Consider the following 15053-nt stretch of genomic DNA (forward strand, 5'->3'; position numbering starts at 1 on the left):
GCAGCAGCGGACCGGCCTTCCGCGTTCTCACGCCGCCGCCGGCAACTCCGGGCGCAGCGGCCACGCCGGGTCCACTTCCTCCTCCGAACCGCTGCGCGCGAACCACGCCTGCAGACCGCGGGCCTGTGCCGCGTGCCAGGTCGCCTGCAGGGTGTGCAGCTCGGCGGGGGTCAGCCGCTCCAGCCGCGCGGCGAACCGGCGGCCCAGGGCCCGTACGACCTCCAGCGCGGCCAGCGCGTCCGCCGCCGCGTCGTGCGCTTCGTCCAGCGTGACGCCGTAGTGCGCGCACAGATCGGTCAGCGTGCGGCGGCCCTTGCGGTAGCGGTCCAGATGCTTGTCCAGCACCCGTGGGTCCAGCACCAGCAGCGGGGCCCGCTCGAACCAGCGGTCCAGGCTGGAGGCCCGGTGCCGGCGCAGCTCACGGTCCAGCAGCGTCAGGTCGAACGGCGCGTTCATCACCACCAGCGGGCGGCGGGCCAGCGCCTGTTCGGCCAGCTGCTCGGCTATCTCGTACATCACCGGCGCCGGCCAGCGGCCATTGCGCTGCAGATGATCCTCCGTCAGTCCGTGCACCGCCGTCGCCTCCTGCGGCACCGGAACGCCCGGGTTGACCAGCCAGCGGCTCACCCGCGGCCGGTAGCCCGGACCGTCCTGGACGACGAGGGAAGCCGACACGATCCGGTCGGTCTCGACGTCCACACCCGTGGTCTCCGTGTCGAAAGCGGCCAGGGGCCCCTCGTACCAGCACGCCATACCCAACAACCCCTCGTTCACCGTCGGCAGTTGACGCACCGTCTTCTGCCCGTTTCGGTGATACCCGGGCTGTTTGCGCCGTACGCCGGAAGGAGACAACAGGAGTACGGGTCTTTGCAGTTCAGCGGCCCGCAGCGGGGAATCACTTTGCGTGGAAGGCTGTTCGCCATGGCGATAGCGCAGCCCGAGCGGGGCGGGCTGCTGCCCGATCGCACGGCCACCCTTCGCGGCACACTCGCCACCACCGCCTGCATGGAGACACTGCAGGTGGGCTATCTGCACGCGGTCGCGGCGGCCGCGGGGTGCTCGCTGTCCCAGCCGTTCCCGGACAACGGCATCGACTGGCACGTCAGCCATGGCTCGCCCGGGCACACCGTGGACGACGAGGTCACCATCAAGGTGCAGCTGAAGGCCACGTACCAGGTCGCGCCCCATCCACCGGGCCGCTCCTTCTCCTTCACGCTCGACAACGACCACCTGCGCAAGCTGGCCCGCACACCGGTCTCCGTGCACAAGATCCTCGTCGTCATGATCGTCCCGCGGTCCCAGGACCAGTGGCTGCGCGCCGGCCACGACCGGCTCGACCTGCGGCACTGCTGCTACTGGGTCAACCTCGCCGGGCACCCGATCACCGGGCGGAACCGCACAACCGTGCGGATCCCGACCTCGCGCATCTTCGACGACCGGGCGCTGTGCGAGATCATGACGCGGGTCGGGACGGGAGGCAGACCATGACCCACCGCCCACCGCGGGACGTCCCGCGGGCCCACCCCGAGATCTTCCCGGAGCGTCCGCCCGCGTCCGGCGACGTCGACCCGGCCGTCCTCACCGCCCTGCTGCACCGGCACGGCTGGCAGCGCCGCGGCGGCGCCCCCGGCCGCTACGGCCGCTGGACACCGCCCGGGCCGGGCGGGGCCGGCACCAGCCTGCTCGTGCCGGTCAGCCGCGCCTTCCCCGACAGTGACGATCTGCTGGGGGAGGCGCTCGACGCGCTCGCCCGCAGCGGTACGCCGTCCGCGCGCGAGGTGCTCGTCTCCCTCGCCGTGCCGAGCGACGAGATCCGCTGGTGGCGGGACGCCCCGCCCGCGGGACCGGCCGGCAGCGCGGCCTGGACCGCCGACGAGCGGCTGCGCGGCGCCGCCCGGCGGATGCTGCTCGCGGCGGCGCTGGCCACTCGGGCGCGGGCCGGGTACCACGGGGCCCGGCACCGCCGGCCGGCCGCCGCACTGCTGGACCACGTGCTGGTCGGGGCAGGGGGCGACGGCGCCGGCCTGACCGCGTTCGCGCCGGTCGCTTCCGCACGTCCGCTGGCCGTGCGGCTGCAGCAGGCGCTGTACGCGGCGCGCGAGGCCGTCGACTACCAGCGCGCCACCGGCGGCATGGACGCGTTCGACGGCGCGGTGCAGGCGGGGGTCAGCCGGGAGTTCACCGAGGCGTTGATCGCGCTCGTGGAGGGGACGGAGGGGGCGCGGGTCGCGGTGCAGTGGGCGCCGGGGGCGGGGATTCCGGAGGGCTGCGCGGCGGACGGGGAGCCGGTGGAGTTCTCGCCGGGGGATCTGACGGTGCTGCGGGAGGCCGGGGCGCGCTATCTGCATGCCGAGCCCGCGGTGCCGGTGGTTCTGACGGGGACGGTGGTGCGGATGCGCCGCGCTGCCCCGCGCGGCGAGGGGACGATACGGCTGCGCGTCCTCGCCGGCGCGGAGGTTCCGCACGTAGGGCTGACCCTCGACGAGGAGGACTACCGCATCGCCGGGCACGCGCATCTGGTCGGGCTGCCGGTCCGGGTCCATGGACGACTGGAGAGCCGGGGCGGCTTCCGCCGGCTCACGGGGGTGTCCGGGGTGGTGCCGGTCGAGGTGGACGAGGCGGAGCGGGACCGGCTGATCAAGTCGCTCCAGGAGAACCTGGACTTTTTCGAGGAGGCGTGCGGAGGGGACTGAGCGGGTTGCCTGCCGGCGGCTGGTCGCGGGCGCCCGCGGCGGCCTGTGCGGGTGCGTCGTGGCCGGTGGCGCAGTTCCCCGCGCTCCTGGGTGGGCTGCACTCACCCTCGGTCACGAGTTCACCCTGGCTCGCTCCCCGCACCGGTTTCGCCTCCGGGGGTATCGGGTCGGTACGATCCTTACTCGTGCGTGCGCTCCGGTATGGCGCCGCATCCCCACCTTCAGTCAGGAGAGACCGGTGTCAGACGTCCGTGTGATCATCCAGCGCGATTCCGAGCGGGAAGAACGCGTGGTGACGACGGGCACTACGGCCGCCGATCTCTTCGCCGGCGAGCGCTCGATCATCGCCGCGCGCGTGGGCGGCGAGCTGAAGGACCTCGCCTACGTCCTCCAGGACGGCGAGTCCGTCGAGGGCGTCGAGATCTCTTCCGAGGACGGCCTCGACATCCTGCGCCACTCCACCGCGCACGTGATGGCCCAGGCGGTGCAGGAGCTCTTCCCCGAGGCGAAGCTCGGCATCGGCCCGCCCGTCAAGGACGGCTTCTACTACGACTTCGACGTCGAGAAGCCCTTCCATCCCGATGACCTCAAGGCCATCGAGAAGAAGATGCAGGAGATCCAGAAGCGCGGGCAGAAGTTCGCCCGCCGCGTGGTCAGCGACGAGCAGGCTCGCGAGGAGCTGGCGAACGAGCCCTACAAGCTGGAGCTGATCGGCCTCAAGGGTGCCGCCTCCAGCGACGACGGCGCGGACGTCGAGGTCGGCGCCGGCGAGCTGACGATCTACGACAACCTGGACGCCAAGACCGGCGAGCTGTGCTGGAAGGACCTCTGCCGCGGTCCGCACCTGCCCTCCACCCGCCTGATCCCGGCGTTCAAGCTGATGCGCAACGCGGCCGCCTACTGGCGGGGCAGCGAGAAGAACCCCATGCTCCAGCGCATCTACGGCACCGCCTGGCCGTCCAAGGACGAGCTGAAGGCCCACCTCGACTTCCTCACCGAGGCCGAGAAGCGCGACCACCGGAAGCTGGGCAGCGAGCTCGACCTGTTCTCCATCCCGGAGCAGATCGGCTCCGGCCTCGCCGTCTTCCACCCCAAGGGCGGCATCATCCGCCGGGTCATGGAGGACTACTCGCGGCGCCGCCACGAGGAAGAGGGCTACGAGTTCGTCTACACCCCGCACGCCACGAAGGGGAAGCTCTTCGAGACCTCGGGCCACCTGGACTGGTACGCCGACGGCATGTACCCGCCCATGCAGCTCGACGAGGGCGTGGACTACTACCTCAAGCCCATGAACTGCCCGATGCACAACCTGATCTTCGACGCGCGCGGGCGTTCGTACCGTGAACTGCCGCTGCGTTTCTTCGAGTTCGGGACCGTGTACCGGTACGAGAAGTCGGGTGTCGTGCACGGCCTGACCCGTGCGCGCGGCTTCACGCAGGACGACGCGCACATCTACTGCACCCGCGAGCAGATGTCGTCGGAGCTCGACAAGACGCTCACCTTCGTCCTCGGCCTGCTCCGCGACTACGGCCTGACCGACTTCTACCTGGAGCTGTCCACCAAGGACCCGGAGAAGTACGTCGGGACGGACGAGGCCTGGGAGGAGGCGACCGAGACGCTGCGCCAGGTCGCCGAGAAGCAGGGCCTGCCCCTGGTTCCCGACCCGGGCGGCGCCGCGTTCTACGGCCCGAAGATCTCCGTGCAGACCAAGGACGCCATCGGCCGCACCTGGCAGATGTCGACCATCCAGCTCGACTTCAACCTGCCCGAGCGGTTCGACCTGGAGTACACCGGCGCGGACGGCACCAAGCAGCGTCCGGTGATGATCCACCGCGCGCTGTTCGGCTCCATCGAGCGGTTCTTCGCGGTGCTCCTGGAGCACTACGCCGGCGCCTTCCCGGCCTGGCTCGCCCCCGTCCAGGCGATCGGCATCCCGATCGGCGACGCCCACGTCGACTACCTCCAGCAGTGGGCGAAGGCCGCGAAGGAGAAGGGCCTGCGGGTCGAGGTGGACTCCTCCTCCGACCGTATGCAGAAGAAGATCCGCAACGCCCAGAAGCAGAAGGTGCCGTTCATGGTCATCGCGGGCGACGAGGACATGGGCCACAACACGGTGTCCTTCCGCTACCGCGACGGCTCCCAGGAGAACGGCATCCCGTTCGACGAGGCCATCGCGAAGATCAGGAAGGTCGTCGAGGAGCGGGCGCAGATCTGACCCCGCTTGAGCAGGTCCCCGGTGACTCGATGTCGCCGGGGGCCTTGCCCTGTCCCTCACCCGGACGCCATATGCTGCACGCATGACGAGTGAGCCGGAACAGCAGATCGGAGTGGGGACGCAGGACGCGTTCCAGCGCCTGTGGACGCCCCACCGGATGGCCTACATCCAGGGCGAGAACAAGCCGACCGGCCCGGGGGCGGACGACGGCTGCCCCTTCTGCTCACTCCCGGCCAAGTCCGACGAGGACGGGCTCATCGTCAGGCGGGGCAAGCAGGTGTACGCGGTGCTCAACCTCTACCCGTACAACGGCGGCCACCTCATGACCGTGCCGTACCGCCACGTCGCCGACTACACCGACCTCACGGAGACCGAGACCGCGGAGCTCGCCGAGCTGACCAAGCAGGCCATGACGGCGCTGCGCACCGCCTCCGGCGCGCACGGCTTCAACATCGGCATGAACCAGGGCTCGGTGGCCGGCGCGGGCATCGCGGCCCACCTGCACCAGCACATCGTCCCCCGGTGGGGCGGCGACACCAACTTCATGCCGGTGGTCGGACATACGAAGGTGCTGCCGCAGCTCCTGGCCGACACCCGCAAGATGCTCGCGGAGGCCTGGCCGGCGGCGTGATGTGACCGGGCTGCCCGCAGCCTGCGCGGCTGCGGGCACCGCTCACGCGTCGTAGACGTCCGCCTTCTTCGGCGACGCGTCCTGGACCGCCGTGCTGAGGAACGCCGAGCGCGTGCCGAACTTCTCCGTGTCCGCCCCGTTCTCCTCCAGCACCTTGATCGCCGCCGCGTGCACCACGCGCAGGACCGGCGTCGCCGCCCGCAGCGCGTCGTCCGCCATGAAGCGGTGCCGCCACGGCTGGTCCGCCCACGCGTGCCGCAGACCGAACGGCTCCGGCAGCCCTATCGTGCCGCCGAGCCACTTCAGTGCCGGGGGATACCAGGTCAGCGGCGCCCGCACCGCGAGCCGTACCACCTCGTTGGTGGTGACCAGGGGCAGGTTGATCTTGCGGGTCTCCCACGGCTTGAAGGACTTGGCGACCTCCTTGGTCGGCGCCTCCGGCTTGGTCGTGAACAGCGGATTGACCGGACCCAGCGCATGCCCGGTGACCTCGATGCGCAGCGTCGCGTGCAGCACCGTCACGGTGATCAGCATGGTGATCACCAGCTGCCCGTCCCACAGCGTCCACTGCACGCCCAGGTAGTGCCGGTCACCCGCGCCGAACTGCTGCTTGTTGCAGATGTCCTGTATCGCGTGCGACTTGACCTGGTAGGCCTCGACGTCCGTGCCCGACGGCCGGGCCACCTCCTTGGCGTTCTCACCGATCGGCGTGACGACCCAGTGCCGTATCGACGGGGCGGGGAAGCCGCCGGTGTTCAGCGGGCCGCGCTCCAGCATGCGCAGCTGGTCGTGGATCGAGCGGATCACGTCCCAGCTGCGGAAGGGGTGGATCTCCCGGCCGGGATCGGCCGGCACCAGCTCCTCGGCGAGCTGCCACGAGCCCCAGCGGGTGCCCATGCCGAGGATGCCCTTGGGGCCTGCGTAGAAGACCGAGTTCGACTGCTGCTCGGCGCCGAGCCGGGCCAGGGACTGGCGCAGCTGCTCGGCGGCGGTCTCACGCGGGCCGGTGGGCACGGCCTCGGGCACCTTGGCGCCGACGCTGCTGCCCGACAGCAGGCTGTTCCAGCGCTCCCGGAGGTCCACGGCGGTGCGCTCGCAGATCCGCCGGGCCCAGAACCAGCCGACCACCGGCATCACCACGGCGGCGCGGGCGTACCAGCCCCAGAAGCCGCTGAACGGCATGCGGAGCAGAAAGACCACGGCGAGCGCGGCCACCGCGACGAGCAGCGTGGTCGCCAGCGCCGAGGCACGCCTGTTGTCCGTCTTGTCGATGGTGGTGCGGATCTGGAAGACCAGCAGCCAGACCAGGAACCCGGGCAGGAAGAGCACTCCGCACAGCACGATCGCCGCGGTGAGCCGGTTGTCGCGGTCCCGGCGGATGTTGTTCGCCGCCAGGCAGTGCTCGACGACCACCTGCGGTTCGGCGCCGAAGGACTGGATGAGCGGCTTGCGGCCCTCGCCGATCATGCGGTCCACGACCGCGCGGGCGAACGCCTCGCCCAGGTTCGGCCGGAACAGCGCGAGCTTGCCGGGTTTCACCTCCGACTGGTGCCACTCGTTGTCGGCCTTCTTCATCTCCTCCATCGGGTTGTCCCGGTAGGCCGCGGAGGCCAGCGCGAACGTCGCCGTCTGGCCCGCGTCGCCGGTGCGCGGCACCTGTGGCCCGAAGAAGTCCGCGTAACCGCCGTCCACGCTCATCCCCACCCCCGGTCGCCGCATTGCTCGCTTCTGCGGCCTTCCCGACTTCCGTCCTGCGCACACCTGTTGATCAGGTCATCAGCGTATCCGCACACACTGACATCCGTCGGCGGACGGCTGAAGGAGCCGCCCGCCGAGCCGGAAGCGCCCCGCCCGCACGCCGGTTGTGCGCGGGCGGTGCCAACTATGAAGCCGCGCGCTCCTGTTCCCGGATCCGTTCGGCGACCTGCGCCGGCATCGGCTCGTGCCGCACGTAGCGGCGGTCGAAGCGCGCCGTGCCGTGGGACATCGACCGCAGATCGATGGCGTACCGCCCGATCTCGATCTCGGGGACCTCGGCCCGCACCAGGGTGCGCCCGCCGCTGGTCTGCTCGGTGCCCAGGACCCGGCCACGCCGGCCGGACAGGTCGCTCATCACGGCGCCCACGTACTCGTCGCCAATCAGCACGGACACCTCGGCCACCGGCTCCAGCAGATGGATCTTCGCGTCGGCAGCGGCCTCCCGCAGGGCGAGCGCGCCGGCGGTCTGGAACGCAGCGTCGGAGGAGTCCACCGAGTGCGCCTTGCCGTCGAGCAGCGTGACCCGCACGTCGATCAGCGGGTGGCCGGCCACGACCCCCTTGGCCGCCTGCGCCCGCACACCCTTCTCCACCGACGGGATGAACTGCCGGGGGACGGCCCCGCCGACCACCTTGTCGACGAACTCGATGCCCGAGCCGCCCGGCAGCGGTTCCACCTCGATCTCGCAGATGGCGTACTGCCCGTGCCCGCCGGACTGCTTCACGTGCCGGCCGCGCCCGGCCGACTTGTTCGCGAAGGTCTCCCGCAGCGACACCTGGTGCGGTACGACGTCGACCTGGACTCCGTAGCGGCTGCGCAGCCGCTCCAGCGCGACGTCGGCGTGCGCCTCGCCCAGGCACCACAGCACCACCTGGTGGGTGTCCTGGTTCTGTTCCAGGCGCATCGTCGGGTCCTCGGCGACCAGCCGCGCCAGGCCCTGGGACAGCTTGTCCTCGTCGGCCTTGCTGTGCGCCTGGATGGCCAGCGGCAGCAGCGGGTCCGGCATCTGCCAGGGCTCCATCAGCAGCGGATCGTCCTTGGCGGAGAGCGTGTCACCGGTCTCGGCGCGGCTGAGCCTGGCCACGCACACCAGGTCGCCCGCGACGGCGTGCGCCACCGGCCGCTGCTGCTTGCCGAACGGGGCGGACAGGGCGCCGATCTTCTCGTCGACGTCGTGGTCCTCGTGACCGCGGTCGGCCAGGCCGTGCCCGGAGACGTGGACGGTCTGGTCGGGGCGCAGGGTGCCGGAGAAGACGCGGACCAGGGAGATCCGGCCGACGTAGGGATCGGAGGAGGTCTTGACGACCTCGGCGACCAGCGGTCCGTCGGTGTCGCACGGCTTCAGCTCGCGCGGCGCGCCGTCGATGGTGGTCACCGCGGGCGTGGGGTGCTCGAAGGGGGTCGGGAACCCGCCGGTGATCAGCTCCAGCAGCTCCACCGTGCCGATGCCCTGCTTGGCGCCCTCGGCGGCCGGGGCGGCGGCCAGGACGGGGAAGAACGTGCCGCGTGCCACGGCCCGCTCCAGGTCCTGGATCAGTGTCTTCAGCTCGACCTGCTCGCCGCCGAGATAGCGGTCCATGAGGGTCTCGTCCTCGCTCTCGGCGATGATCCCCTCGATCAGCCGGTTGCGGGCCTCGGTGAGGTCCGGCAGCTGGTCCTCGCCGGGTTCGGACTCCTTGCGCTCACCGGAGGAGTAGTCGAACAGCTTCTGCGTCAGCAGCCCGACCAGACCGGTCACGGGCGCGTGCCCGTCGGGTCCCTGGGAGCCGTGCAGGGGCAGGTACAGCGGCAGCACGGCGTCGGGGTCGTCACCGCCGAACGCCTCGGCGCAGATCCGGGTCATCTCCTCGAAGTCCGCGCGGGCCGCTTCCAGGTGCGTGACGACGATCGCGCGCGGCATGCCGACGGCCGCGCACTCGTCCCACACCATGCGCGTCGAGCCGTCCACCCCGTCGGAGGCCGAGACGACGAAGAGGGCCGCGTCCGCCGCGCGCAGACCGGCCCGCAGTTCCCCGACGAAGTCGGCGTATCCCGGGGTGTCCAGCAGATTGATCTTGATGCTGTCCCATTCGACGGGTACCAGGGACAGCTGCACCGAGCGCTGCTGGCGGTGCTCGATGTCGTCGTGGTCGGAGACGGTGCCGCCGTCCTCCACGCGGCCCGCCCGGTTCACCGCTCCCGCGGTCAGCGCGAGAGCCTCCACCAGAGTCGTCTTGCCCGATCCGGAGTGGCCGACCAGCACCACATTCCGAATGGACGCGGGGTGGTCGGCCGCCGTAGCCCTGCCGGCGGCTCCGGGGTGGGATTGTGCCTTGTCGCCCATGATCCTGCCTCCCGTGCACGGTGAGGTCACTGTGGGCGCGGACACGCGGGAGGCCGCGTGTGGGCGGCTCCGGCGACGCCCGCGTCCTTCGAGCTTTCCACTCCCGTAACGCCGCGTCCATACGAGGGACGCGAGCGCGGCGGCGCCCGGCGTGCGCCGATGTGTGACACGGCTGCGGGTGCCCGGCCCTCGCCCGTACGCGCGCGTGGCTACGATGGGCCAGCCGGTGGCCAGCAGGGGCCGCACGGCGACACCGACCAGTCGGGAAGGCCATGCTGAACAAGTACGCGCGTGCTTTCTTCACGCGTGTTCTCACGCCGTTCGCCGCGTTTCTCATCCGCCGGGGGGTCAGCCCCGACGCGGTCACGCTGATCGGCACCGCCGGAGTGATCGCCGGAGCGCTGGTCTTCTACCCCCGGGGCGAGTTCTTCTGGGGCACGGTCGTGATCACGCTCTTCGTCTTCTCCGACCTGGTCGACGGCAACATGGCGCGCCAGCTGGGCCGCTCCAGCCGCTGGGGCGCCTTCCTGGACTCCACGCTCGACCGGGTCGCCGACGGCGCGATCTTCGGCGGCTTCGCGCTCTGGTACGCCGGACACGGCGACGACAACGTGCTGTGCGCGGTGTCGATCTTCTGCCTGGCCAGCGGTCAGGTGGTGTCCTACACCAAGGCGCGCGGCGAGTCGATCGGGCTGCCGGTCGCCGTCAACGGGCTCGTCGAGCGGGCCGAGCGGCTGGTGATCTCGCTGGTCGCGGCCGGTTTCGCGGGCCTGCACAAGTTCGGGGTGCCGGGCATCCAGTACCTGCTGCCGGTCGCGCTGTGGATCGTCGCCGTCGGCAGCCTCGTCACGCTGATCCAGCGGGTCGTCACCGTGCGCCGCGAGTCGGCGGAGGCGGAGGCCGCGGCCGCCGCGACGCCCGGTGAGCCGCAGGGGAGGGAGACGGCGAAGTGAGCGCCCAGGAGCGGCTGACCGACGCCCTGTACGGCCTCGGCTGGGGCACCGTGAAGAAACTCCCCGAGCCGGCAGCGGTGCGCCTCGGCCGGGCCGTCGCCGACCTCGCCTGGAAGCAGCGCGGCAAGGGCGTCGAGCGGCTGGAGTCCAACTACGCGCGCGTGGTGCCCGGCGCGAGCCCGGAACGGCTCGCCGAGCTCTCCCGCGCGGGCATGCGCTCCTATCTGCGCTACTGGATGGAGTCCTTCCGGCTGCCGGCCTGGAGCACCGAGCGCATCAAGGCCGGCTTCGACCCCAAGGACCTGCACTACCTCACCGAGGGCATGGCCGCCGGCAAGGGCGTGATACTCGCCCTGCCGCACCTGGCCAACTGGGACCTGGCCGGCGCCTGGGTCACCACGAAGCTCGGCATCCCGTTCACCACGGTCGCCGAGCGCCTCAAGCCGGAGACGCTCTACGACCGCTTCGTCGCCTACCGCGAGGGCCTGGGCATGGAGGTCCTGCCGCACAGCGGCGGGACCGCCTTCGGCACGCTCGCGCGCCGGCTGCGCGACGGCGGCCTGGTCTGCCTGGTCTCCGATCGCGACCTGTCCTCCTCCGGGGTCGAGGTCGACTTCTTCGGCGACACGGCCCGGATGCCCGCCGGACCCGCCCTGCTGGCCCAGCAGACCGGCGCCCTGCTGCTGCCGGTGACCCTGTGGTACGACGACTCGCCGGTCATGCGGGGCCGGGTGCATCCCCCGATCGACGTCCCCGAGTCAGGCACGCGCGCGGAGAAGACGTCCTCCATGACACAGGCGCTGGCCGACGCCTTCGCCACGGGGATCGCCGACCATCCGGAGGACTGGCACATGCTGCAGCGGTTGTGGCTCGCTGATCTCGACCCGTCGAAGGGGACCGCGTGAGGATCGGCATCGTCTGCCCGTACTCCTGGGACGTGCCCGGCGGCGTCCAGTTCCACATCCGCGACCTCGCCGAGTACTTCGTCCGGCTCGGCCACGAGGTGTCCGTGCTTGCCCCGGCCGACGACGACACGCCCCTGCCGCCGTACGTCGTCTCCGCGGGGCGTGCGGTGCCGGTGCCGTACAACGGCTCCGTCGCCCGCCTCAACTTCGGTTTCCTGTCCGCCGCGCGGGTGCGGCGCTGGCTGCACGACGGCGCGTTCGACGTCGTGCACATCCACGAGCCGACCTCGCCGTCGCTGGGCCTGCTGACCTGCTGGGCGGCGCGCGGTCCGATGGTCGCCACCTTCCACACCTCCAACCCGCGCTCCAAGGCGATGATCGCCGCGTACGCCATCCTGCAGGCCGCGCTGGAGAAGATCAGCGCGCGGATCGCGGTGAGCGAGTACGCGCGGCGCACGCTGGTGGAGCACCTCGGCGGGGACGCCGTCGTCATCCCGAACGGCGTGGACGTCGACTTCTTCGCCAAGGCCGAGCCCAACCCCGCGTGGCAGGGCGACACCCTCGGCTTCATCGGCCGTATCGACGAACCCCGCAAGGGCCTGCCGGTGCTGATGAGGGCGCTGCCCAAGATCCTCGCAGTCCGGCCGCAGACCCGGCTGCTGGTCGCCGGGCGGGGCGACGAGGAGGAAGCGGTGGCCTCGCTGCCGGCCGAGCTGCGCTCCCGGGTGGAGTTCCTCGGCATGGTCAGCGACGGGGACAAGGCCCGCTTCCTGCGCTCCGTCGACCTGTACGTCGCGCCCAACACCGGCGGCGAGAGTTTCGGGATCATCCTGGTCGAGGCGATGTCGGCGGGCGCGCCCGTGCTCGCCTCCGACCTCGACGCCTTCGCCCAGGTGCTCGACCAGGGCAAGGCGGGCGAGCTGTTCGCCAACGAGGACGCCGACGCGCTCGCCGAGGCCGCCGTACGGCTGCTGGAGGACCCGGCTCGCCTGGCGGAACTGCGCGAGCGCGGCAGCGCCCATGTCCGCCGCTTCGACTGGTCCACGGTCGGCGCGGACATCCTGTCGGTGTACGAGACGGTGACGGCCGGCGCGGCCGCGGTGGCCGCGGAGGACACGGGGCCGACGGGACTGCGGGCCCGGTGGGGGCTGGCGCGGGACTGAGAGGGCCTTGCCAGGGCGGGTTTCCACGGCGCGCGGACGAGGCAGCCGGTGGCAGGCCCCGGTGATGCCCGCAGGGCCGTACGGGCCGGAGGTCCGCGGGTGCCGCGCCGGTAAGGTGGCCGCCCGTGACCGCAACCCTCATCTGGACCCTCGTCGTCCTTGTCGCGATCGGCCTCTACCTGAGCTGGACCGCGGGGCGGCTGGACCGGCTGCACGCGCGGATCGACGCCGCCCGCGCCTCCCTGGACGCCCAGCTGCTGCGGCGGGCCTCGGTGGCGCAGGAGGTGGCGACCTCGGGTGTGCTGGACCCGGCCGCGTCGATCGTGCTGTACGAGGCCGCGCACGCCGCCCGGCAGGCCGAGGAGGAGCAGCGCGAGGTCGCCGAGAGCGACCTGAGCCAGGCGCTGCGCGCGGTGTTCGCCGAACGCGAGCAGCTGGAGGCCGTCCGCGAGGCGCCCGGGGGAGAGCAGGCGGCCCACGAGCTGACGGAGGCCGTGCGCCGCGTCCCGATGGCCCGCCGCTTCCACAACGACGCGGTCGGCGCGGCCCGCCGCCTGCGCGAGCACCGCAAGGTCCGCTGGTTCCGCCTCGCCGGCCACGCCCCGTTCCCGATGGCCTTCGAAATGGACGACGAGCCCCCGTCCCCCTTGGCGGACCGCTCCGCCTGACCCCGGCCGGCCCCGGCAGCGCGCACCGTCCTCCGCATACGATTCCGTTCCGGACAGACCGCTTCCGGCCAAAAGGAGCCACCGGGTTTTCATTGGCCCTTGCTGTGGACTGGTCCCGTCACGTTTCCTCAGTGCTGCAGTAACCCCTCTTTTCCTTCAGTGAGGTCACCCGTGTCCAGCACCGAGAACCAGGCTCCCGAGATCGGTACCGCCCGCGTCAAGCGCGGCATGGCCGAGCAGCTCAAGGGCGGCGTGATCATGGACGTCGTCACGCCGGAGCAGGCGAAGATCGCCGAGGACGCGGGCGCCGTCGCCGTCATGGCCCTCGAGCGGGTCCCGGCCGACATCCGCAAGGACGGCGGCGTGGCCCGCATGTCCGACCCGGACATGATCGAGGGCATCATCGACGCCGTCTCCATCCCGGTCATGGCCAAGTCCCGCATCGGCCACTTCGTCGAGGCCCAGGTCCTGCAGTCCCTCGGCGTCGACTACATCGACGAGTCCGAGGTGCTCACCCCGGCCGACGAGGTCAACCACTCCGACAAGTGGGCCTTCACCACCCCCTTCGTCTGTGGCGCCACCAACCTGGGCGAGGCCCTGCGCCGTATCGCCGAGGGTGCCGCGATGATCCGCTCCAAGGGTGAGGCCGGCACCGGCAACGTCGTCGAGGCCGTCCGCCACCTGCGCCAGATCAAGAACGAGATCGCCCGCCTGCGCGGCTACGACAACAACGAGCTGTACGCCGCCGCCAAGGAGCTGCGCGCCCCCTACGAGCTGGTCAGGGAGGTCGCCGAGCTGGGCAAGCTCCCGGTGGTCCTCTTCTCCGCCGGTGGCGTCGCCACCCCGGCCGACGCGGCCCTGATGCGCCAGCTCGGCGCCGAGGGCGTGTTCGTCGGCTCCGGCATCTTCAAGTCCGGCGACCCGGCCAAGCGCGCCGCCGCCATCGTGAAGGCCACCACCTTCTACGACGACCCGAAGATCATCGCGGACGCGTCCCGCAACCTCGGCGAGGCCATGGTCGGCATCAACTGCGACACCCTCCCCGAGACCGAGCGCTACGCCAACCGCGGCTGGTGAGCACCCCGGTCACGCCACTACAGGTAAGCCACTCATGAACACTCCTGTCATCGGCGTCCTGGCTCTCCAGGGCGACGTCCGGGAGCACCTCATCGCCCTGGCCGCGGCCGACGCCGTGGCCAGGCCGGTGCGGCGCCCCGAAGAGCTCGCCGAGGTCGACGGTCTCGTCCTCCCCGGCGGCGAGTCCACCACCATCTCCAAGCTGGCCGTCCTGTTCGGCCTGATGGAGCCCCTGCGCGCACGCGTGCGGGCCGGCATGCCCGTCTACGGCACCTGCGCCGGCATGATCATGCTCGCCGACAAGATCCTCGACCCGCGCTCGGGCCAGGAGACGATCGGCGGCATCGACATGATCGTGCGCCGCAACGCCTTCGGCCGCCAGAACGAGTCCTTCGAGGCGTCGGTCGACGTCCGGGGCGTCGAAGGCGCTCCCGTCGAGGGCGTCTTCATCCGCGCCCCCTGGGTGGAGTCCGTCGGCGCCGGCGCCGAGGTGCTCGCCGAGCACGAGGGCCACATCGTCGCCGTCCGTCAGGGCAACGCGCTCGCCACGTCGTTCCACCCGGAGCTGACCGGCGACCACCGCGTGCACTCGCTGTTCGTCGACATGGTGCGCGCGAACGGGACGCCGTAGTCCTTGTAGGATTCCAGGCGTTCGTACAGAGATTGG

The 15053-nt window shown here is 71.4% G+C and carries 13 protein-coding genes; 10 read left to right on the forward strand and 3 right to left on the reverse strand.

Going from position 1 to position 15053, the window contains the following annotated elements; translation table 11 throughout:
• Positions 1 to 27: 27 nt before the first annotated feature.
• Positions 28 to 753 carry a 3'-5' exonuclease gene (locus AB0J12_RS16635; protein WP_363265004.1) on the reverse strand — a complete coding sequence of 242 codons (726 nt, stop codon included), beginning with the start codon at positions 751 to 753 and terminating at the stop codon, positions 28 to 30.
• 168 nt (positions 754 to 921) lie between these two features.
• On the opposite strand from AB0J12_RS16635, the gene AB0J12_RS16640 reads away from it, so the two are divergent.
• The 4 genes from AB0J12_RS16640 (at position 922) to AB0J12_RS16655 (ending at position 5539) form a co-directional block, all read left to right on the forward strand.
• Positions 922 to 1488 (forward strand): DUF4365 domain-containing protein, encoded by a 567-nt coding sequence (locus AB0J12_RS16640; protein ID WP_363265005.1) that lies wholly within the window; start codon positions 922 to 924, stop codon positions 1486 to 1488.
• The gene (locus tag AB0J12_RS16645) at positions 1485 to 2693 is read left to right on the forward strand and encodes a hypothetical protein (RefSeq protein ID WP_363265006.1); all 1209 of its coding nucleotides are present in this window, start codon (positions 1485 to 1487) and stop codon (positions 2691 to 2693) included. The genes AB0J12_RS16640 and AB0J12_RS16645 overlap by 4 nt, the downstream gene beginning before the upstream one ends.
• A gap of 238 nt (positions 2694 to 2931) precedes the next feature.
• Positions 2932 to 4908, forward strand: a complete 1977-nt coding sequence (thrS, locus tag AB0J12_RS16650) for a threonine--tRNA ligase (protein WP_363265007.1) — start codon at positions 2932 to 2934, stop codon at positions 4906 to 4908.
• Positions 4909 to 4990: 82 nt separating this feature from the next.
• Positions 4991 to 5539 (forward strand): HIT domain-containing protein, encoded by a 549-nt coding sequence (locus AB0J12_RS16655; RefSeq protein ID WP_363265008.1) that lies wholly within the window; start codon positions 4991 to 4993, stop codon positions 5537 to 5539.
• Between the two features lie 42 nt (positions 5540 to 5581).
• Here the strand turns inward: AB0J12_RS16655 and AB0J12_RS16660 are convergent, their stop codons facing one another.
• Entirely contained in the window at positions 5582 to 7237 is a 1656-nt protein-coding gene (locus AB0J12_RS16660; protein ID WP_363265148.1) for a hypothetical protein, read from the reverse strand.
• Positions 7238 to 7421: 184 nt separating this feature from the next.
• Positions 7422 to 9620 (reverse strand): elongation factor G-like protein EF-G2, encoded by a 2199-nt coding sequence (locus AB0J12_RS16665; protein ID WP_363265009.1) that lies wholly within the window; start codon positions 9618 to 9620, stop codon positions 7422 to 7424.
• A gap of 272 nt (positions 9621 to 9892) precedes the next feature.
• On the opposite strand from AB0J12_RS16665, the gene pgsA reads away from it, so the two are divergent.
• From pgsA to pdxT, 6 genes are all read left to right on the forward strand, one after another.
• Positions 9893 to 10573, forward strand: a complete 681-nt coding sequence (gene pgsA / locus AB0J12_RS16670; RefSeq protein WP_363265010.1) for a phosphatidylinositol phosphate synthase — start codon at positions 9893 to 9895, stop codon at positions 10571 to 10573.
• Positions 10570 to 11478, forward strand: a complete 909-nt coding sequence (locus tag AB0J12_RS16675; protein ID WP_363265011.1) for a phosphatidylinositol mannoside acyltransferase — start codon at positions 10570 to 10572, stop codon at positions 11476 to 11478. Before pgsA ends, AB0J12_RS16675 begins: the two co-directional genes overlap by 4 nt.
• The gene (locus AB0J12_RS16680; RefSeq protein WP_363265012.1) at positions 11475 to 12641 is read left to right on the forward strand and encodes a glycosyltransferase family 4 protein; all 1167 of its coding nucleotides are present in this window, start codon (positions 11475 to 11477) and stop codon (positions 12639 to 12641) included. Before AB0J12_RS16675 ends, AB0J12_RS16680 begins: the two co-directional genes overlap by 4 nt.
• A 125-nt stretch (positions 12642 to 12766) precedes the next feature.
• Positions 12767 to 13309 carry a hypothetical protein gene (locus AB0J12_RS16685; RefSeq protein WP_363265013.1) on the forward strand — a complete coding sequence of 181 codons (543 nt, stop codon included), beginning with the start codon at positions 12767 to 12769 and terminating at the stop codon, positions 13307 to 13309.
• Positions 13310 to 13480: 171 nt separating this feature from the next.
• Positions 13481 to 14386, forward strand: a complete 906-nt coding sequence (pdxS, locus tag AB0J12_RS16690; RefSeq protein ID WP_363265014.1) for a pyridoxal 5'-phosphate synthase lyase subunit PdxS — start codon at positions 13481 to 13483, stop codon at positions 14384 to 14386.
• A 34-nt stretch (positions 14387 to 14420) separates the two neighbouring features.
• Entirely contained in the window at positions 14421 to 15017 is a 597-nt protein-coding gene (gene pdxT / locus AB0J12_RS16695; protein ID WP_363265015.1) for a pyridoxal 5'-phosphate synthase glutaminase subunit PdxT, read from the forward strand.
• The last annotated feature ends 36 nt before the right edge of the window (positions 15018 to 15053 follow it).

This window comes from Streptomyces sp. NPDC049915 (assembly GCF_040656475.1).
Classification (GTDB): Bacteria; Actinomycetota; Actinomycetes; order Streptomycetales; family Streptomycetaceae; genus Streptomyces.

Coding starts and splice junctions, on each gene's coding strand:
- AB0J12_RS16635 (WP_363265004.1), bottom strand. CDS start 753: ATGGCGTGCTGGTACGAGGGGCCCCTGGCCGCTTTCGACACGGAGACC.
- AB0J12_RS16640 (WP_363265005.1), top strand. CDS start 922: ATGGCGATAGCGCAGCCCGAGCGGGGCGGGCTGCTGCCCGATCGCACG.
- AB0J12_RS16645 (WP_363265006.1), top strand. CDS start 1,485: ATGACCCACCGCCCACCGCGGGACGTCCCGCGGGCCCACCCCGAGATC.
- AB0J12_RS16655 (WP_363265008.1), top strand. CDS start 4,991: ATGACGAGTGAGCCGGAACAGCAGATCGGAGTGGGGACGCAGGACGCG.
- AB0J12_RS16660 (WP_363265148.1), bottom strand. CDS start 7,237: ATGAGCGTGGACGGCGGTTACGCGGACTTCTTCGGGCCACAGGTGCCG.
- AB0J12_RS16665 (WP_363265009.1), bottom strand. CDS start 9,620: ATGGGCGACAAGGCACAATCCCACCCCGGAGCCGCCGGCAGGGCTACG.
- pgsA (WP_363265010.1), top strand. CDS start 9,893: ATGCTGAACAAGTACGCGCGTGCTTTCTTCACGCGTGTTCTCACGCCG.
- pdxT (WP_363265015.1), top strand. CDS start 14,421: ATGAACACTCCTGTCATCGGCGTCCTGGCTCTCCAGGGCGACGTCCGG.